This window comes from Streptomyces sp. NPDC005566 (assembly GCF_040605575.1).
In the GTDB taxonomy this organism is placed as follows: Bacteria; Actinomycetota; Actinomycetes; order Streptomycetales; family Streptomycetaceae; genus Streptomyces.
In genome coordinates this window covers 129,374-146,657 of record NZ_JBEXDB010000008.1, presented here as the reverse complement: position 1 = coordinate 146,657, position 17,284 = coordinate 129,374, and the positions used below count along the sequence as shown (strand labels likewise).

At 70.2% G+C, this 17,284-nt stretch carries 20 protein-coding genes; 16 read left to right on the top strand and 4 right to left on the bottom strand.

What is annotated here, in order from left to right:
* The first annotated feature begins 37 nt into the window (after positions 1-37).
* From ABZS61_RS15055 to ABZS61_RS15015, 9 genes are all read left to right on the top strand, one after another.
* Complete coding sequence (locus tag ABZS61_RS15055; protein WP_356419818.1) at positions 38-778, top strand: metalloregulator ArsR/SmtB family transcription factor; 741 nt, start codon at positions 38-40, stop codon at positions 776-778.
* Positions 775-2,196 carry a Fe-S cluster assembly protein SufB gene (gene sufB / locus ABZS61_RS15050; protein WP_329212265.1) on the top strand — a complete coding sequence of 474 codons (1,422 nt, stop codon included), beginning with the start codon at positions 775-777 and terminating at the stop codon, positions 2,194-2,196. The genes ABZS61_RS15055 and sufB overlap by 4 nt, the downstream gene beginning before the upstream one ends.
* Before the next feature lie 59 nt (positions 2,197-2,255).
* Positions 2,256-3,437 carry a Fe-S cluster assembly protein SufD gene (gene sufD / locus ABZS61_RS15045; protein WP_356419815.1) on the top strand — a complete coding sequence of 394 codons (1,182 nt, stop codon included), beginning with the start codon at positions 2,256-2,258 and terminating at the stop codon, positions 3,435-3,437.
* On the top strand, positions 3,437-3,754 hold the full coding sequence (locus ABZS61_RS15040; RefSeq protein WP_329212268.1) for a bifunctional 3-phenylpropionate/cinnamic acid dioxygenase ferredoxin subunit: 318 nt from the start codon (positions 3,437-3,439) through the stop codon (positions 3,752-3,754). The genes sufD and ABZS61_RS15040 overlap by 1 nt, the downstream gene beginning before the upstream one ends.
* 7 nt (positions 3,755-3,761) lie before the next feature.
* Positions 3,762-4,526: a Fe-S cluster assembly ATPase SufC gene (sufC, locus tag ABZS61_RS15035; protein WP_205019479.1), complete on the top strand. Its 765-nt coding sequence runs from the start codon at positions 3,762-3,764 to the stop codon at positions 4,524-4,526.
* Positions 4,523-5,791 (top strand): cysteine desulfurase, encoded by a 1,269-nt coding sequence (locus ABZS61_RS15030; protein WP_329212273.1) that lies wholly within the window; start codon positions 4,523-4,525, stop codon positions 5,789-5,791. The genes sufC and ABZS61_RS15030 overlap by 4 nt, the downstream gene beginning before the upstream one ends.
* 16 nt (positions 5,792-5,807) lie before the next feature.
* On the top strand, positions 5,808-6,263 hold the full coding sequence (gene sufU / locus ABZS61_RS15025) for a Fe-S cluster assembly sulfur transfer protein SufU (protein WP_356419811.1): 456 nt from the start codon (positions 5,808-5,810) through the stop codon (positions 6,261-6,263).
* Positions 6,260-6,598 carry a metal-sulfur cluster assembly factor gene (locus tag ABZS61_RS15020; RefSeq protein ID WP_250970406.1) on the top strand — a complete coding sequence of 113 codons (339 nt, stop codon included), beginning with the start codon at positions 6,260-6,262 and terminating at the stop codon, positions 6,596-6,598. The genes sufU and ABZS61_RS15020 overlap by 4 nt, the downstream gene beginning before the upstream one ends.
* Positions 6,599-6,660: 62 nt before the next feature.
* A complete protein-coding gene (locus tag ABZS61_RS15015; protein ID WP_356419808.1) occupies positions 6,661-7,026 on the top strand; it encodes a VOC family protein in 366 nt (121 codons plus the stop codon).
* Positions 7,027-7,035: 9 nt separating this feature from the next.
* Here the strand turns inward: ABZS61_RS15015 and ABZS61_RS15010 are convergent, their stop codons facing one another.
* The gene (locus ABZS61_RS15010) at positions 7,036-8,076 is read right to left on the bottom strand and encodes a hypothetical protein (protein WP_356419805.1); all 1,041 of its coding nucleotides are present in this window, start codon (positions 8,074-8,076) and stop codon (positions 7,036-7,038) included.
* A 302-nt stretch (positions 8,077-8,378) separates the two neighbouring features.
* On the opposite strand from ABZS61_RS15010, the gene ABZS61_RS15005 reads away from it, so the two are divergent.
* Positions 8,379-8,699, top strand: a complete 321-nt coding sequence (locus ABZS61_RS15005; RefSeq protein ID WP_356419802.1) for a multidrug efflux SMR transporter — start codon at positions 8,379-8,381, stop codon at positions 8,697-8,699.
* Entirely contained in the window at positions 8,699-9,247 is a 549-nt protein-coding gene (locus tag ABZS61_RS15000; protein ID WP_356419799.1) for a TetR family transcriptional regulator, read from the top strand. The genes ABZS61_RS15005 and ABZS61_RS15000 overlap by 1 nt, the downstream gene beginning before the upstream one ends.
* 29 nt (positions 9,248-9,276) lie before the next feature.
* Here the strand turns inward: ABZS61_RS15000 and ABZS61_RS14995 are convergent, their stop codons facing one another.
* Positions 9,277-10,149, bottom strand: a complete 873-nt coding sequence (locus ABZS61_RS14995; protein ID WP_356419797.1) for a winged helix-turn-helix transcriptional regulator — start codon at positions 10,147-10,149, stop codon at positions 9,277-9,279.
* 86 nt (positions 10,150-10,235) lie between these two features.
* On the opposite strand from ABZS61_RS14995, the gene ABZS61_RS14990 reads away from it, so the two are divergent.
* Positions 10,236-11,549: an MFS transporter gene (locus ABZS61_RS14990; protein WP_356419794.1), complete on the top strand. Its 1,314-nt coding sequence runs from the start codon at positions 10,236-10,238 to the stop codon at positions 11,547-11,549.
* Positions 11,550-11,558: 9 nt separating this feature from the next.
* On the top strand, positions 11,559-12,557 hold the full coding sequence (dapD, locus tag ABZS61_RS14985) for a 2,3,4,5-tetrahydropyridine-2,6-dicarboxylate N-succinyltransferase (RefSeq protein WP_356419791.1): 999 nt from the start codon (positions 11,559-11,561) through the stop codon (positions 12,555-12,557).
* On the opposite strand, the gene dapA is transcribed toward dapD, so the two are convergent.
* On the bottom strand, positions 12,554-13,441 hold the full coding sequence (gene dapA, locus ABZS61_RS14980; protein WP_356419788.1) for a 4-hydroxy-tetrahydrodipicolinate synthase: 888 nt from the start codon (positions 13,439-13,441) through the stop codon (positions 12,554-12,556). The genes dapD and dapA overlap by 4 nt on opposite strands.
* Positions 13,442-13,578: 137 nt before the next feature.
* Here dapA and ABZS61_RS14975 point away from each other — a divergent pair, with 137 nt between their 5' ends.
* Positions 13,579-14,232 (top strand): DUF4232 domain-containing protein, encoded by a 654-nt coding sequence (locus ABZS61_RS14975; protein WP_356419786.1) that lies wholly within the window; start codon positions 13,579-13,581, stop codon positions 14,230-14,232.
* 72 nt (positions 14,233-14,304) lie between these two features.
* Here ABZS61_RS14975 and ABZS61_RS14970 read toward each other — a convergent pair whose 3' ends face one another.
* Entirely contained in the window at positions 14,305-14,748 is a 444-nt protein-coding gene (locus ABZS61_RS14970; protein WP_356419783.1) for a GNAT family N-acetyltransferase, read from the bottom strand.
* A 125-nt stretch (positions 14,749-14,873) separates the two neighbouring features.
* Between ABZS61_RS14970 and ABZS61_RS14965 the strand changes: the two genes are divergently transcribed.
* On the top strand, positions 14,874-15,581 hold the full coding sequence (locus ABZS61_RS14965) for an antibiotic biosynthesis monooxygenase (protein ID WP_356419780.1): 708 nt from the start codon (positions 14,874-14,876) through the stop codon (positions 15,579-15,581).
* A 221-nt stretch (positions 15,582-15,802) separates the two neighbouring features.
* Positions 15,803-17,275, top strand: coding sequence for a hypothetical protein (locus tag ABZS61_RS14960; RefSeq protein ID WP_356419777.1), 1,473 nt, complete (start codon positions 15,803-15,805; stop codon positions 17,273-17,275).
* Positions 17,276-17,284 lie beyond the last annotated feature (9 nt).

The window sequence follows — 17,284 nt, the reverse complement described above, 5'->3', positions numbered from 1 at the left end:
GTTGTCAGGCCCGGACGAATTACGCAACAATGGCGTTGTGAAATACGTTGGCGAGGCTCCTCAGGAGGAACTCGCGACCGGTGAGCGCTCGACGCGCAACCGGGTCGCGCGCTCCATCCTGGACCACGGCCCGTCCACCGCCGCCGATCTGGCGAAGCGCGTCGGCCTGACCCAGGCCGCCGTACGCCGTCATCTCGACGCCCTCGTCTCCGACGACGTCGTCGAGGCCCGCGAACAGCGGGTGTACGGAGCGCGCACCCGTGGCCGTCCGGCCAAGGTGTTCGCCCTGACGGACTGCGGCCGCGACGCCTTCGACCAGTCCTACGACGAGCTCGCCGCCGACGCCCTGCGCTGGATCGCCGAAACGGGCGGGGACGAGGCGCTCGTCGCCTTCGCCCGCGCGCGCATGGCCTCCCAGTGGGAGACGTACCGCGCCGCGGTCGACGCCGTGACCCCCGAGGCACGCACCGAGGCGCTGGCCAAGGCCTTGTCGGCCGACGGGTACGCTGCAACGGCGCGCAGCGCGCCGGGCCCCCAGCAGGGCGAGCAGCTGTGCCAGCACCACTGCCCGGTGGCGCACGTCGCCGAGCAGTTCCCGCAGCTGTGCGAGGCGGAGACGGAATTCTTCTCCAGCCTGCTCGGGACGCACGTACAGCGTCTGGCCACCCTCGCCCACGGCGACGGGGTGTGCACGACGTTCGTTCCGCGCAGCAGCCCCGCAGCACCACAGACCACCACATCACCATCTGCAAGTACGGCCGGGAGGAACCCCGCATGACGCTCCCCACGGAGACTGCCCACCCTGAGCTCGATGGCCTGGGCACGTACGAATTCGGCTGGGCCGACTCCGACGCGGCAGGCGCGGCGGCGAAGCGCGGCCTGTCCGAAGCTGTCGTCCGCGACATCTCGGAGAAGAAGAACGAGCCGGAGTGGATGCTGAAGCTCCGTCTCAAGGGCCTGAAGCTGTTCGGCAAGAAGCCCATGCCGAACTGGGGCTCGGACCTGTCGGGCATCGACTTCGACAACATCAAGTACTTCGTGCGGTCCACGGAGAAGCAGGCGGAGTCCTGGGAGGACCTGCCCGAGGACATCAAGAACACGTACGACAAGCTCGGCATCCCCGAGGCGGAGAAGCAGCGCCTGGTCGCCGGTGTCGCCGCGCAGTACGAGTCCGAAGTGGTCTACCACCAGATCAACGAGGAGCTCGAGGCGCAGGGTGTCATCTTCATGGACACCGACACCGCGCTGAAGGAGCACCCGGAGCTCTTCCAGGAGTACTTCGGCACCGTCATCCCCGTCGGTGACAACAAGTTCGCCTCGCTGAACTCGGCCGTGTGGTCCGGCGGCTCCTTCATCTACGTGCCGAAGGGCGTGCACGTGGAGATCCCGCTCCAGGCCTACTTCCGTATCAACACGGAGAACATGGGCCAGTTCGAGCGGACGCTGATCATCGTCGACGAGGACGCCTACGTCCACTACGTCGAGGGCTGCACCGCGCCGATCTACTCCTCGGACTCCCTGCACTCCGCGGTCGTCGAGATCATCGTGAAGAAGGGCGGCCGCTGCCGCTACACGACCATCCAGAACTGGTCGAACAACGTCTACAACCTCGTCACCAAGCGCGCCGTGGCGTACGAGGGCGCGACGATGGAGTGGGTCGACGGGAACATCGGCTCCAAGGTCACCATGAAGTACCCGGCCATCTACCTGATGGGCGAGCACGCCAAGGGCGAGACCCTGTCCATCGCCTTCGCGGGCGAGGGCCAGCACCAGGATGCCGGCGCCAAGATGGTGCACATGGCACCGAACACCTCCTCCAACATCGTCTCCAAGTCGGTGGCACGAGGCGGCGGCCGCACCTCCTACCGCGGTCTGATCGAGATCGGTGAGGGCGCCCCCGGCGCCAAGTCGAACGTGCTGTGCGACGCACTGCTCGTCGACACCATCTCGCGCTCCGACACCTACCCGTACGTCGACGTCCGCGAGGACGACGTGTCGATGGGTCACGAGGCGACCGTCTCCAAGGTCTCCGAGGACCAGCTCTTCTACCTGATGAGCCGCGGCATGACCGAGTTCGAGGCCATGGCGATGATCGTGCGCGGATTCGTCGAGCCGATCGCCAAGGAGCTGCCCATGGAGTACGCCCTGGAGCTCAACCGGCTGATCGAGCTGCAGATGGAGGGCTCGGTCGGCTAGCAGGCCCGCCGACCGGATCCCCCTGACATTTGACTGAGAAAGCGAGCACTACGACAGCCATGGCTGAGGCTCAGAACATTCCGGCGGGCTCCACCACCGCCGGGTCCATCGCGGTGGCGGCCGAGTCCACCGTCGCCACGCGCATGAGCGCCCCCCCGTCCTTCGACGTCGCGGACTTCCCGGTCCCGCACGGCCGCGAGGAGGAGTGGCGGTTCACGCCGCTGGAGCGGCTGCGCGGACTGCACGACGGCACCGCCGTCGCCACCGGTGACGGGGTCAAGGTCGTGATCGAGGCGCCCTCCGGCGTCACGGTCGAGACCGTCGGCCGCGACGACGCGCGGCTCGGCCGGGCCGGCACTCCCGTGGACCGGGTCGCCGCCCAGGCGTTCTCGTCCTTCCAGCAGGCCTCGGTCGTCACGGTCGCCAAGGAGGCCGTGCTCACCGAGCCGATCCGGATCGCCGTGCACGGCCAGGGTGGTGTGGCCTACGGCCACCAGGTCATCGAGCTGGGCGCCTTCGCCGAGGCGGTCGTCGTCATCGACCACACCGGCGACGCGGTGCTCGCCGCCAACGTCGACTACGTCCTGGGCGACGGCGCCAAGCTCACCGTCGTCTCCGTCCAGGACTGGGACGAGAACGCCGTCCACCTCGGTCAGCACAACGCGCTGATCGGCCGGGACGCCTCGTTCAAGTCCATCGTCGTCACCTTCGGCGGCGACGTGGTCCGCATCCACCCCCGGGTCGCCTACGCGTCCACCGGCGGCGAGGCGGAGCTCTTCGGTCTGTACTTCACCGACAAGGGCCAGCACCAGGAGCACCGCCTCCTGGTCGACCACAACGCCCCGCACTGCAAGTCCAACGTGGCCTACAAGGGCGCGCTCCAGGGCGACGGTGCGCACGCCGTGTGGATCGGTGACGTCCTCATCCAGGCCGCCGCCGAGGGCACCGACACGTACGAGATGAACCGCAACCTGGTTCTCACCGACGGTGCCCGGGTCGACTCCGTACCGAACCTCGAGATCGAGACCGGCGAGATCGTCGGCGCCGGACACGCCTCGGCGACCGGCCGCTTCGACGACGAGCAGCTGTTCTACCTGCAGTCCCGGGGTATCCCGGCCGAGGAGGCCCGCCGGCTCGTCGTGCGCGGCTTCTTCGCCGAGCTCGTCCAGCAGATCGGCCTGCCCGACGTCGAAGCCCGTCTCCTCGACAAGATCGAGACCGAGCTGAAGGCGTCGGTCTGATGGCCTTCGTCAAAGCCTGTGCGCTGAGCGAGCTGGAGGACGACACCCCGAAGCGGGTGGAGCTCGACGGCACGCCGGTGTCCGTCGTCCGCACCGAGGGCGAGGTGTTCGCGATCAACGACATCTGCTCGCACGCGAACGTCTCGCTGTCGGAGGGCGAGGTCGAGGACTGCTCGATCGAGTGCTGGCTGCACGGATCGAGTTTCGACCTCCGCACCGGCAAGCCGTCCGGTCTTCCCGCGACGCGCCCCGTCCCCGTATACCCCGTAAAGATCCAAGGGGACGATGTGCTCGTCTCCGTCACCCAGGAGTCCTGAGTCACCCATGGCAACGCTTGAAATCCGCGACCTGCACGTCTCCGTCGAGGCCGACAACGCCACGAAGGAGATCCTCAAGGGCGTCGACCTGACCGTGAAGCAGGGCGAGACCCACGCCATCATGGGCCCCAACGGGTCCGGCAAGTCGACCCTCGCCTACTCGCTCGCGGGTCACCCCAAGTACACGATCACGAGCGGCACGGTGACCCTGGACGGCGAGGACGTCCTGGAGATGTCCGTCGACGAGCGCGCCCGCGCGGGCCTGTTCCTCGCCATGCAGTACCCGGTCGAGATCCCCGGTGTCTCGGTCTCCAACTTCCTGCGCACCTCCGCCACCGCCGTCCGCGGCGAGGCACCCAAGCTGCGTACGTGGGTGAAGGAGGTCAAGGAGACGATGGCCGGGCTCCAGATGGACCCCGCCTTCGCCGAGCGCAACGTCAACGAGGGCTTCTCCGGCGGTGAGAAGAAGCGCCACGAGATCCTCCAGCTGGAGCTCCTCAAGCCGAAGATCGCGATCCTCGACGAGACCGACTCCGGCCTGGACGTCGACGCGCTGAAGACCGTCTCCGAGGGCGTCAACCGGGTCCGCGAGACCGGTGAGGTCGGCACCCTGCTGATCACGCACTACACACGCATCCTCAAGTACATCAAGCCCGACTACGTGCATGTCTTCGCCAACGGCCGGATCGCCGCCTCCGGTGGCGCCGAGCTCGCAGACACGCTGGAGAACGAGGGCTACGAGGCCTACACGAAGGGTGGCGCTTCCGCGTGACTGACGCCCGACAGGGGCTCTCCGGCCTCCTCGACACCGAGGCGATCCGCAAGGACTTCCCGATCCTGGACCGTACGGTCCACGACGGCAAGAAGATCGTTTACCTGGACAGTGCGGCGACCTCGCAGAAGCCGCGCCAGGTCCTCGACGCGCTCAACGAGTACTACGAGCGGCACAACGCCAACGTCCACCGCGGTGTGTACACGATCGCGGAGGAGGCCACCGCGCTGTACGAAGGCGCTCGCGACAAGGTCGCGGCCTTCATCAACGCACCCAGCCGCAACGAGGTGATCTTCACCAAGAACGCCTCGGAGTCGCTGAACCTCGTCGCCAACATGCTCGGCTGGGCGGACGAGCCCTACCGGGTCGACAGCGACACGGAGATCGTCACCACGGAGATGGAGCACCACTCCAACATCGTGCCGTGGCAGCTGCTCTCGCAGCGCACGGGCGCGAAGCTGAAGTGGTTCGGCATCACGGACGACGGACGGCTGGACCTGTCCAACATCGACGAGATCATCACGGAGAAGACGAAGATCGTCTCCTTCACGCTGGTCTCGAACATCATGGGCACGATCAACCCGGTCGAGAAGATCATCCGCCGCGCGCAGCAGGTCGGCGCGCTGGTCTGCATCGACGCCTCGCAGGCCGCCCCGCACATGGTGCTCGACGTGCAGGCGCTGCAGGCCGACTTCGTGGCCTTCACCGGCCACAAGATGGTCGGCCCGACCGGCATCGGCGTCCTTTGGGGACGGCAGGAGCTCCTGGAGGACCTGCCGCCGTTCCTCGGTGGCGGCGAGATGATCGAGACCGTGTCGATGCACTCGTCGACGTACGCTCCGGCGCCGCACAAGTTCGAGGCCGGTACGCCCCCGATCGCCCAGGCCGTCGGCCTCGGCGCGGCCGTGGACTACCTCTCGGCCATCGGCATGGAGAACATCCACCGCCATGAACAGGCGATCACGGAGTACGCGGTGAAGCGGCTCCTGGAGGTCCCCGACCTCCGGATCATCGGTCCGGCGACGGCCGAGGACCGCGGCGCGACGATCTCCTTCACGCTCGGCGACATCCACCCGCACGACGTGGGCCAGGTACTCGACGAGCAGGGCATCGCGGTCCGGGTCGGACACCACTGCGCGCGGCCGGTGTGCCTGCGGTACGGAATTCCTGCGACGACGCGAGCGTCGTTCTATCTGTACTCCACGCCCGCCGAGGTCGACGCCCTGGTGGACGGCCTGGAGCACGTGCGGAACTTTTTCGGTTAATGGCGAGGGTTGACTGGTGAAGCTTGACTCCATGTACCAGGAAGTGATCCTGGACCACTACAAGCACCCCCACGGGCGTGGCCTGCGGGAGGGCGACGCCGAGGTGCACCACGTCAACCCGACGTGCGGCGACGAGATCACGCTCCGCGTGAAGTACGACGGCGAGACCATTGCCGACGTCAGTTATGAGGGCCAGGGCTGCTCCATCAGCCAGGCCAGCGCCTCCGTTCTCAACGAGCTGCTGGTCGGCAAGCAGCTCGGCGAGGCGCAGAAGATCCAGGAGACCTTCCTGGAACTGATGCAGTCGAAGGGCCAGCTGGAGCCGGACGACGCGATGGAGGAGGTGCTGGAGGACGCGGTCGCGTTCGCCGGTGTCTCCAAGTACCCGGCCCGGGTCAAGTGCGCGCTGCTGAGCTGGATGGCGTGGAAGGACGCGACGGCGCAGGCGCTGTCCGAAGGGAAGACGGCATGAGCGAGAACGAGACTCTTACCACCAAGCCGGCCTCCGAGGAGGAGGTCCGCGAGGCGCTGTACGACGTGGTCGACCCCGAGCTGGGGATCGACGTCGTCAACCTCGGCCTGATCTACGGCATCCACGTCGACGACGCCAACATCGCCACCCTCGACATGACTCTGACGTCCGCGGCCTGCCCGCTGACCGATGTCATCGAGGACCAGGCGAAGTCCGCGACGGACGGCATCGTCAACGAGCTGCGGATCAACTGGGTCTGGATGCCGCCGTGGGGCCCGGACAAGATCACCGACGACGGCCGCGAGCAGCTTCGCGCACTGGGCTTCAACGTCTGATCCCGGACGTCGCCCCGTTTCGGTACGACGAACGGCCATGCCCGCCAGGCAGACTGGCGGGCATGGCCGTTCGCTTTTACCACCTCGCCGTCGACGCCCACGACCTGCCGTCACTGGCGCGCTTCTGGTGCCGCGTCATGGACTGGCAGGTGCTGTTCGAGGACGAGGACGAGGTCGTCATCGGTGCCGACGAGTTCGCGATGCCGGGCATGTGCTTCCTCCCCGTACCGGAGGGGAAGACGGTCAAGAACCGGCTGCACATCGATCTGGCGCCCGACGACCAGGCCGCCGAGGTCGAGCGGATCATCGCGCTCGGTGCCCGGCGGCTGGACGTGGGGCAGGGCGAGGACGTGACCTGGGTGGTGCTGGCCGACCCCGAGGGCAACGAGTTCTGCGTACTGCGCCCGAAGAACTCCCTGGTGGACTGAGCTCGTCCGCTACTGCGGGGGACCGTGAGGGGCTTCGCCCTGCTGCCCTCCGTAGGGGGGCGGGCCGGGCTGCGCACCGTACGGGGCCCCGCCCTGCTGCGGTACGCCGGCCGCCTCGGCCAGCACCGGGCCCAGGTCCTCCGTCCGTATCCGCCGGTCCACGTACAGCAGACCGGTCACCAGTTGCGGGAACGTGGTCGAGATGATCTGGCTGACCATCTGCCCCAGCATCGTCGCGATGAAGTAGCCGCTCATCGCGACCACGATCGCCGTGGGGCTCGGGTCGTCGTCCAGCGAGGACGTGCTGATGATGCCGGGGAACATACCGAGGATCGAGAACGGCATCTGGATGAAGTAGCCGGCCGTGGCGGCCATGATGTAGACGAGCAGGGTGATGCCGAAGATCCGCCACCAGTCGCCGCGCACCAGCTGGGCGGAGCGCCGCAGGGCGGCCACCGGGCGCTGGCCCTCGAAGACCACGATCGCCGGTGCCAGGCAGAACTTGACCCAGAGCCAGGCGGCCAGCGGCCCGGTCGCCAGGGCGCCGAGGATGCCGACCGTCATGGCCGTGGCCGCGCCGGAGCCGCTCTCCAGGGTGACCGCCGCGATGATCACCCCGACGAAGGCCGTCATGACCAGCGCCACGGGTACGACCACGATCAGCGCCGTGAGGATCAACGTGCCGAGCACCGGCGCGAGATGGGACCACGCCCGGCGCCACACCGTGGAGACGTCGATGGGCCTGCCCAGCACCGCCTCCTGCAGCACCGCGGGGACCGCCGCGTACATCAGGCCCGAGACGATCATCATCGTGATGATCCCCACCACCGCGAGGGCGCCCACCGCGGTGATGAGCGAGATGACGTCCGACGAGGCCGCCTCCTCCTCGTAGTCGAGCGAGACCACCCGTTCCAGCGGATCTGCGACCGCGGAGTAGGCGATGGCCACCGCCGCCGCCATCAGCAGGGCCGCGCCGCCGTACAGGGCGGCGCCGAGGCCGAACAGCTGCTTCCAGTACCTGCCCATCGTCGAGAACGCGCCGTTGAGCACATCCCCGAGCCTGAGAGGTGCCAGGGGTATCACCCCTGGCTTCGACGGCGGAACCCAGCCGCCCCATCCCGGCGGCCCCGGAGGTCCCCCGTACGGAAATCCGCCGTACGGTGCGCCCCCGTGCGCGCCGCCGCCCCACCCTGCGTCCTGCGCCACTGCTACTCCGTTGTGTTGTTGTCGTGCATTCATCATCCGGTACGACCGGTCGGGACACCGTAGCGTCCCGTGACGGCGGCTCATCGGGGCAGGACACTCCAGGTCGTTGCGTACGGTCGTACGCAACGATGTGTACACTCGTACACATGGGATACGGACTGCTGGCCGTCGCCATCGCGGCCGAGGTGGCCGGGACGACGGCCATGAAGTACAGCGAGGGCTTCACGCGACTGTGGCCCTCGCTCATCACGGTCGTGGGCTATGTGCTGGCGTTCGCGCTGCTCGCCCAGACCCTCAAGACGCTCTCCGTCGGCACGGCCTACGCCATCTGGGCGGGCGCGGGCACGGCGGCCGTCGCCGCCATCGGGATCCTGTGGATGGGGGAGTCCACGGCGCCGGCCAAGCTGGCCGGCATCGCGCTCATCATCGCGGGGGTCGTGGTGCTCAACCTCGGCGGTGCCCACTGATGGTGCGCCGTTACGACCCCGAGCGGCGCGACCGCATCATCGACGCGGCGATCCGTGTCGTCGCGGACCGGGGCATCGCAGGCCTCAGTCACCGCTCCGTGGCCGCCGAGGCGGACGTGCCGCTCGGCTCGACGACGTACCACTTCGCCTCGCTCGACGAACTGCTGATCGCGGCGCTGCGCCGGTGCAACGACAACTTCGCCCGGGTCGCGCGGGAGAGCGCGTACCTCGCGGACCCGGACGCCGATCTCGCCGACGAGCTGACACGGTTGCTGACGGAGTGCTTCGAGGGCGGGCGCGGCCCGCTGGAGCTGGAGTACGAGCTGTATCTGGCCGCTCTGCGACGGCCCGCCCTGCGGGCCGTCGCCGCGGAGTGGACCGACGGTGTGAGCAGCCTGCTGACCGACCGCACCGACCCGGCCACGGCGCGGGCCGTGGCCGCCCTGCTGGACGGGATCAGTCTGCAAGTGCTGCTCACCGGGGACGACTTCGACGCGGAGTACGCGAGGGAGATGCTGTCCAGGATCGTGGACGGTGCCGCGCGCTGATCACCGTCGTGGACGGCGCCATGCGCTGATCACCGCCCCCGGACGACCGCCAGTGCGGCCCGCACGCTCGCCTCGATGTCGGTGATCGGATACAGCACCTCGACGACCGTCCGCTCCCTGTCCACCACCAGGGTCAGCCGCTTCAGCCTGCTGACGCCGGACGCGCGGAAGGTCGGCAGCCGCAGGGCGGCCGTCAGGGCCAGTGCGGCATCGGAGAGCAGCGGGAAGCGCAGCCCTTCCTTGTCGGCGAATGCCCGTTGCTCGTCGGGGCGTTGGGTGGACACCCCGTGCACGGTCGCGCCGGCTGCGGTGAACTCGGCCAGCTGGTCCCGGTAGGTGCACGATTCGAGGGTGCAGCCGCTCGCGCCCGGGATCCCGGACCAGCCCGGTGGGTAGGCGTCCTTCCGGGCGTACGCGCTGGGGAAGCAGTACAGGACGGTGTACGGGGTGTCGGCGACAGGGTCGCGCAACTCGCCGTTGCAGTCGAGCAGTTCCAGCTCGGGGAGCCGGGTGCCCACCAGTGACCGCACCCGGGCCGCCTCCTTCGAGCTCTCCTCGGTCGTGGCCATCGTCTCCCCTTCCCCCAGTACCCACGCGTCGCCCCAGTCCTGGAGCGCGATCAGTACGGGCAGCAGTGCCCGCCCGCGTGGGGTGAGCCGGTACTCGTGGCGGACCGGCCGGTCCTGGTACGGCTCCCGGGCCAGCACCCCGGCGTCCACCAGCAGGTGCAGCCGCTCGGTGAGCACCTTGCGGGACATGCCCAGCTCCTGCTGCAGCGCGTCGAAGCGGTGCACCCCGCGTGCCGTGTCGCGAACGATCAGCAGGGTCCACCAGTCGCCCACGACGTCGAGCGCCTGGGCGATCGCGCAGTCGGCGTCGGCCAGGCTGGTGCGCTGGGGCATGACGGCCCGCCTTCCTACTCGGTTGACCCGCGCACATCATGCTGCCATAGTCCGTTCCCAAAAGGAACTCACTCGGGGGGGACGGGATGGGCATGCTGCGCGGCGTACCGAGGACGGTACGGCTCCTGGCGTTCGGCGCTTTCCTCAACGCCGTCGTCAGCTTCACCTTCGTGTACCTCTTCCTCTACCTCACCGGACCGCGCGGCCTGTCCGTCGCACAGGCCGGGGTGATCAGCGGCATCGGCGGAATCGGCCTGGTCGCCGGGAACTTCACCGGTGGCTGGTTCGGGGACCGGTACGGCCATCGCCGGATGCTCCTGGCCGGGGCCTGCGCGAGCGGCGCCGCGCTCGTCACCCTGCCCGTGCTGCCCGTCGCCGCCCTGTACGCGGTGCTGCCGCTCGCCCAGTACGCGTCGGGCGTCGTGCGCGCTGCCAACGCCGCACTCGTCGCCGTCTCGGTACCCGAGGGCGGGCGGCGCCAGAGCTTCGCCCTCACCCGCTTCGCGTCCAACGGCGGCTTCACCGTGGGCCCGCCGCTCGGAGCGCTGATCGCCGCCCAGTACTCGTACGGTTGGCTGTTCCTCGCCGACGGTCTGGGCACTCTGCTCTTCGCCGCCTACGCGGCCGCCATCCTGCCTGCGCGCGGCACCGCGCACACCGCGCCCGCGCACGGCTCCGGTGCGGCACCGGGCCTGTGGCAGGAACTGCGCGCCAGGCCGGCGGTGATCGTCCTGCTCGCCGCGATCGTCTGCGTCGACCTCGTGTACCGGCAGCAGTACTCCACGCTGCCGGTCTTCCTCGCCGACCACGGCTACGACGCCCAGTTCTACGGCTGGCTGATAGCCGTCAACGGCGGCGTCATCCTCTGCCTCGAACTGCCCGCGGCACACGTACTGCGCAGCCGGGCGCCGCTGAGCATCGTGGGTGCCGGTCTGCTGCTGGTCGGGCTCGGCTACGCGGTGCTGATCCCCGGGGCCGGGGTGCTCTTCGCCGTGTCGATGATGCTGTCACTGACCGCAGGCGAGATCCTGTACAAGACCACGGCCACGGCCTACGTGGCCGACCAGGCACCGGCACACGCGCAGGGCCGCTTCCAGAGCCTGTACGCGGGTGCGTCCATCAGTGGCCAGGTCCTGGCGCCGCCTCTCGGCGGCGCGCTCTACGTGGCCTCGCCCGCCCTGCTCTGGCCGGTCTGCGCAGCCGTGGCGTGCGGCGCGGGGGTGGCCGTACTGGCGGCACGGCGGATGGACCCCGAAAGCCGCGCCTCGACGGCGGCGGGCCCCTGGCGGCCTCCCGGCCTGCCGGGGGCGGCGACGCCGTCGGCCGAGTGTGCGCCGCGCCCGGCCGGGAGCCCTCCCCGTCCTGAGACCGGTTCGCCCGCGCACCGCCCGGGCGGTTAGGTTCTGTTCATGACCGACACGACTTCCCAGGGCTCCGCCCGCACCACCGGCGCCGTCGCCGCCGGCCTCGCCACCATCGCCGGTGACGGCACCGTCCTCGACACCTGGTTCCCCGCCCCCGAGCTCGTCGCCGACCCCGGGCCGGCCGGCACGCAGCGCCTCGGCACCGACGAGGCGGTGAACCGGCTCGGCGAGGGCGCGGCCAGGGCCATCGGCGTGGACGCCCGTCGAGGGGTGGAGGTCGTCGCCGTCTCCACGGTCATCTCCTCGCTCGACGACAAGCCGCTCGACGCGCACGACACCTACCTGCGGCTGCACCTGCTCTCGCACCGACTCGTCCAGCCCCACGGGCAGAACCTCGACGGCATCTTCGGCTTCCTCGCCAACGTCGCCTGGACCTCGCTCGGCCCGGTGGCCGTCGACGACCTGGAGAAGGTCCGGCTCAACGCCCGCGCGGAGGGCCTGCACCTCCAGGTCACCTCGGTGGACAAGTTCCCCCGGATGACGGACTACGTCGCACCCAAGGGTGTACGGATCGCCGACGCCGACCGGGTCCGGCTCGGGGCGCACCTGGCCGCCGGCACGACCGTGATGCACGAGGGTTTCGTCAACTTCAACGCGGGCACGCTCGGCACCTCCATGGTCGAGGGCCGCATCTCCGCGGGTGTCGTCGTCGGTGACGGCTCCGACATCGGCGGCGGCGCGTCCACCATGGGCACCCTGTCCGGCGGCGGCAAGGAGCGCATCGTCATCGGACAGCGCTGCCTCGTCGGCGCCGAGGCCGGTGTCGGGATCGCGCTCGGCGACGAGTGCGTCGTCGAGGCCGGGCTGTACGTCACGGCCGGCACGCGCGTCACGCTGCCGGACGGACAGGTCGTCAAGGCCCGGGAGCTCTCCGGCGCCTCGAACATCCTCTTCCGCCGCAACTCGGTCTCCGGCGCCGTCGAGGCCCGCCCGAACAACGCGGTCTGGGGCGGTCTCAACGAGGTGCTGCACAGCCACAACTAACCGGCGGCGGCGAGGAGTTCCTCGTACACCCTGCGCAGCCCGTCAGTCGCCCCGCGGCCGGCGGGCTGCAGCGGTTCCCGGACCGGGCCCGCGTCCAGCAGAGCCTTCGCCGTGACCGCGCCCGGTAGGCCGGCGGACATCATGGCCTCGACCAGGCCGATGGTGAGCCCGTTCAGGCGGGCCGCCTCCGCGGTGTCGCCGGCGTCGAACGCGTCCAGCACGGCCCGCATCCGGCGCGGCGCCACATTGGCGACCGTGCTCACGTAACCGGCGCCGCCCACCGCGTACAGCGGAAGGTTCATCTCCTCGCAGCCCGAGTAGTAGGCCAGCCGGGTGCGCGCCATCACCTTCGTCGCCCCGAGCAGGTCGTACGCGCAGTCCTTGACCGCCACGATGCGGGGGTGCTCCGCCAGCCGCAGCAGGGTCTGCGGTTCGATCCTCGTGCCGGTGCGGCCCGGGATGTCGTACAGCATCAGGGGAATGCCCGTGGCCTCCGCGACCCTGACGAAGTGTGCCTCCACGGCGGCCTGCGGGGGACGGCTGTAGTACGGGGTGACCACCAGCAGCCCGTCCGCGCCGGCCGCCTCCGCCTCCTGGGCCAGGCGGACCGTGTGCCGGGTGTCGGAGCTCCCGACACCTGCGAGGAGCGGGATGCCGTCGCCGACCGCTTCACGGACCGCCCGCAGCAGGGCCGTCTTCTCCTCGTCGGTGGTGGTCGGGGACTCGCCCGTGGTGCCGCTCAGCACCAGTCCGTCGCAGCCTTCCGCGATCAGGCCGAGGGCGTGCTCGCGGGCGGCTGCCAGATCCAGGTCACCGGTGGCGGTGAACGGAGTGATCATGGCGCAGAGGGCGCGGCCGAACGGCCCGGCCGGGGTGGTTGTCATGCCGGAAGTCTCCGCGCGGCGGTCCGTGCAGGTCCACTTAGTTCTGCTTGGGGTGATGGTGAAGAGACGCTGAACTCACCGTCTGGCATGATCGAACAGAGAGACGACAGACCGTTCCAGGGGTGGGGTACACGGGCATGCGGGTACGGAAGAGGATGACGGCGGCCGTGATCACGGCCGGTGCGCTGGCCCTCTCGGGCTGTTCCGGCTTCCTCGTCCCCGCGGGCGAGGGGGAGCCCGGCCCGACGCCCGGCGCGGCGAGCACCGGACGTGCGCAGACCGGCGGGGTCCGTGCCGAGCCGTTTCCCGCACCTTCCGACCCGGCGGACGCGCCGGCGCAGGGCGCGCCGAGCCCTGCCGGGTCGACGGCCGACTGCCCCGCCTCCGGCGCCCGTGTCGATGTGGGCCCGGTGGAGACCGCGATGTTCCACCGCGCCGTCGTGCTCACGCTCGTGAACTGCGGTACGAAGCCCTACCGCGTGAACGGCTATCCGTCCGTCCGGGCGCTGGGCGAGGACGGCGAGCGGATCCCCGTTCCCGTGAACGCGGGCGGCTCGATGTTCGGCAGCGACCAGGGACCGAAGGGCGTCACGCTGAAGCCGGGCAAGACCGTCAGGTCGATCCTGGCCTGGGTCTCCACCGAGGAGGGCGGCGACCTCATCGAGGGGGACGCCCTGGAGATCGCGCCCGCCCCCGACACGGGCGCCCTCGTCCACCCGCTGGAGGGCCACGACCTGCGCCTGATGGACGAGTTGAACACGACGGCGTGGCGCACCGAACTGCCGGAATGAGCCGGGGGACAGCCGGAGTCGGAGAGAAGGCCTCAGTCGGAGGGACGGCTTCAGTCAGAGGGACAGCCGGAGTCAGAGGGGCAGCTTGAAGCCCTCGTGGCTGCGCGCGAAGCCCAGCGACTCGTAGAACCTGTGGGCGTCCGTCCGCCGCCTGCTGCTGGTCAGCTGCACGAGTGCGCAGCCCCGCAGCCGGGCCCGCTCCACGGCCCGCCGCATGAGGTCGCGCCCCAGACCGCCGCCCCGCAGGTCGGCCCTGATCCGCACCGCCTCGACCAGCGCACGCTCGGCTCCGTGCTTCCCGAGACCGGGGATGTACGTCAACTGCAGGCACCCCAGCACGCCGTCGGCGTCCGCCAGGACCAGCATCTCGTTCCGCGGATCGCTGTCGATGGCCGCGAAGGCCGCCTCGTAGGCAGCGTCGACGACGACCGATGCCGGGTCCATCACCCGGTCCTCGTCCGCGAGAAGTGCGAGAACGGCAGGGAGATCGTGGCGCGTCGCCGGTCGGAGGATCACAGGTGGGGAGTCTGGCACGAGCACCGGGCGGAGGATCCGTCGGGTGCTTGACCTCAAGCATGCTTCAGGTGTGAGGGTGATGATCGGCGGCGCACCGCAGGAGTGCGCCCGGAGAGGACCCCGTCATGCCGCCCGTACAGTTCAACTCCCGGCCCGATGTCGCGTGTTCCGACTCAGGCGTCGTCAAGGTCAGTACCTGGGACGCCGGTTCCCCGGAGCGGCAGCGGCAGGTGGTCGAGGCCGTGCGCGGGGCATGGCGCAGCCGTGACTGGCCGCACCCCGGGCTGCTCTCGTACACCGTGCACACCGGGGAGGACGGCAGGACACTGCTCCACTACGCGCAGTGGACCGGCGAGGACGCGTACCAGGACTTCGTGCGCGGCGGCCGCGACGCGCGCGATACCGAGATCGACGCGGCCGTCCCCGGCATCGAGCGGATCGGACCACACACGTTCGAGCTGTACCGGTCGGGGCTCCGGGAGGGCGAACCCCGTGAGCCCGGCTGCATCGTGATTGTCGACGTCGAGTTCGACGGACCGGACCCCGCGCGCCAACGGGACTGGGTGGACGCGGTGTTCGAGGCATTGGGCAGCGATCCGGCCCCGGCGCCCGGCGGCATCTCGGCGCACTTCCACGTCGGTACCGAGGGCGACCGCGTACTCAACTACGCGGAGTGGGAGACGGCGCAGGCCCACGTCGACGCCCTCGCCTCGGCCGGTGAGGGCGTCGGATCCCCGACACCGCAGTGGCAGCGGGTCCAGAACTACCCGGGTGTGAGCGGCGGGGGCGTGCACCGCTACACCCCGGCGCTCAGCCTCGGAGCGGGCCTGTAGCAGAACCGGGCGGCTCGGGACGAAATGCGTCTACGCTGGGGCTGCGGCGCCTGGCCCGTACACAGGGGCCCGCGCCGTGCGCATCGGGAACCGCCCGTACGCACGGGGGCCCGGCGCAACGGGATCCGCCCGTACGCACGGGGGCCCGGCGCAACGGCTCAGGGCCCGCGCAACGGCTCCACCCCGCACCTGTCCCGAGCACGCCCGAGGAGAACCCCCAGATGTCCGCAGAGCGCCCCTCCCTGCCGCCGGTGCGGCTGCACACCGAGGCCGAGCTGGCACGGGACGCGTTGGCCGCTCCGCTGCTCGCCCGCGCCGCCCGGCTGGCCCGCTGGGCCGGACCCGCGACCCGGGTCGGCGCCGGTGGCGAACTCGTCGAAGCGCAACTGCCCGCGGCGGCGGAGCACCTCGGTCTGACCGACGACGAGGACGGGGCCGCGTCCGCCAGCGAGGCGTGGCGCCTCGCTGTCGACACCGGGCTCGTGGACGTGGAGGACCCGCAGGACGAGGACGGCGAGCCGGACGACGGAGCGGAGGGCACCGTCACCGCCGGAGAGAACCTGACACTGTTGACCGCCGGATCCCCGCAGGACGTCCTCGCGATCTGGCTCGACGGTCTGGATGCCGTGCACGCGGACGCCACCGCGCCGGCGTTCGACGACTTCGCCGATCTCATCCGTGAGGACGGCACCGTCGACTTCGAGGCCCTGGACTGGGACCCGGACGTCGAGGCCGAATTCCTCGACGGGGTGCTCGGCAACCTTTACGTGCTGAGCCTCTCCGACGGTGGACCGGGCGAAGGCCCCGTGCCGCTGCCCGCCCTCGCCGCTTCGATGGTCGTGCCCGACGACATGGGCGAGCCCACCGACGACGTCCTGGAACAGGTGTCGGAGGTGATGATGCGCCTGGACGATCAGTTCCGCCTGCTCGAGCCCATCGGCATCGTCGCATACCGGCCGGTGGACGAGGCGTTGCTGGCCGAGGAGGGCGAGGAGGCGGAGCCGCCCGCCGACGACGAGGACGTCACCCGGTACGGGCTGGTGAAGCTGACGCCGCTCGGCTTCTACGGCATCCGGGAGCGGATGCTGGAGGCCGGAGTGGACGCACCCGCGGTCGGTGACCTCGCGGACAAGGGCGCCGACGTGCTCCTCGACGGCATCGCGTACTACCCCGAGGACGCCTCCCGGGCCGAGGTCGGGCTGTGGCTGGGGCGGCACGGAGCGGACGGAGCGGTGGCCGCCGCGGCCGAGCTGCTGGTGGCGGCGCGCGGTGTGGACCAGGGAGCCCCGCTGCGCAGGCTCCACTGCCAGCAGGCCCTCGCCCTGGTCGGCCCGGAGGCCGAACCCGCGGTGCGTGCGGTGCTCGGCGACCCGGAGCTCGGCGGGCTGGCCCGGGTCTGGCTCGCAGAACGTGGCGCGGCCGACGTGCCCGCCCCGCCGGAGTCGATGGTCTTCTGGCTCGCCGTCGACACGATCGCCGCGCAACTGGACGCCGACGGAGACATGGACGAGCTCCAGGAACTGGTCGAGGGGCTCTCCGGTCAGCACAGCGGTTTCTTCGACGAGGCGTGGCGGGTGGAACACCCGGCGACGGCCGATGTGCTCGAGGCGATCGGACGGCTGCACCGCGACAGGAAGACGGCGAAGGCAGCCCGCAAAGCCGCCTTCAAGGCACGGTCGCGCAGCAGGAGCTGAGCGGGGCCC

Excerpts from the sequence above, each read along its gene's own strand:
- sufB (WP_329212265.1), top strand. The coding sequence starts at position 775 with ATGACGCTCCCCACGGAGACTGCCCACCCTGAGCTCGATGGCCTGGGC.
- sufD (WP_356419815.1), top strand. The coding sequence starts at position 2,256 with ATGGCTGAGGCTCAGAACATTCCGGCGGGCTCCACCACCGCCGGGTCC.
- ABZS61_RS15040 (WP_329212268.1), top strand. The coding sequence starts at position 3,437 with ATGGCCTTCGTCAAAGCCTGTGCGCTGAGCGAGCTGGAGGACGACACC.
- sufC (WP_205019479.1), top strand. The coding sequence starts at position 3,762 with ATGGCAACGCTTGAAATCCGCGACCTGCACGTCTCCGTCGAGGCCGAC.
- ABZS61_RS15020 (WP_250970406.1), top strand. The coding sequence starts at position 6,260 with ATGAGCGAGAACGAGACTCTTACCACCAAGCCGGCCTCCGAGGAGGAG.
- ABZS61_RS15015 (WP_356419808.1), top strand. The coding sequence starts at position 6,661 with ATGGCCGTTCGCTTTTACCACCTCGCCGTCGACGCCCACGACCTGCCG.
- ABZS61_RS15005 (WP_356419802.1), top strand. The coding sequence starts at position 8,379 with ATGGGATACGGACTGCTGGCCGTCGCCATCGCGGCCGAGGTGGCCGGG.
- ABZS61_RS15000 (WP_356419799.1), top strand. The coding sequence starts at position 8,699 with ATGGTGCGCCGTTACGACCCCGAGCGGCGCGACCGCATCATCGACGCG.
- ABZS61_RS14995 (WP_356419797.1), bottom strand. The coding sequence starts at position 10,149 with ATGCCCCAGCGCACCAGCCTGGCCGACGCCGACTGCGCGATCGCCCAG.
- ABZS61_RS14990 (WP_356419794.1), top strand. The coding sequence starts at position 10,236 with ATGGGCATGCTGCGCGGCGTACCGAGGACGGTACGGCTCCTGGCGTTC.
- dapD (WP_356419791.1), top strand. The coding sequence starts at position 11,559 with ATGACCGACACGACTTCCCAGGGCTCCGCCCGCACCACCGGCGCCGTC.
- dapA (WP_356419788.1), bottom strand. The coding sequence starts at position 13,441 with ATGACAACCACCCCGGCCGGGCCGTTCGGCCGCGCCCTCTGCGCCATG.
- ABZS61_RS14975 (WP_356419786.1), top strand. The coding sequence starts at position 13,579 with ATGCGGGTACGGAAGAGGATGACGGCGGCCGTGATCACGGCCGGTGCG.
- ABZS61_RS14965 (WP_356419780.1), top strand. The coding sequence starts at position 14,874 with ATGCCGCCCGTACAGTTCAACTCCCGGCCCGATGTCGCGTGTTCCGAC.
- ABZS61_RS14960 (WP_356419777.1), top strand. The coding sequence starts at position 15,803 with ATGTCCGCAGAGCGCCCCTCCCTGCCGCCGGTGCGGCTGCACACCGAG.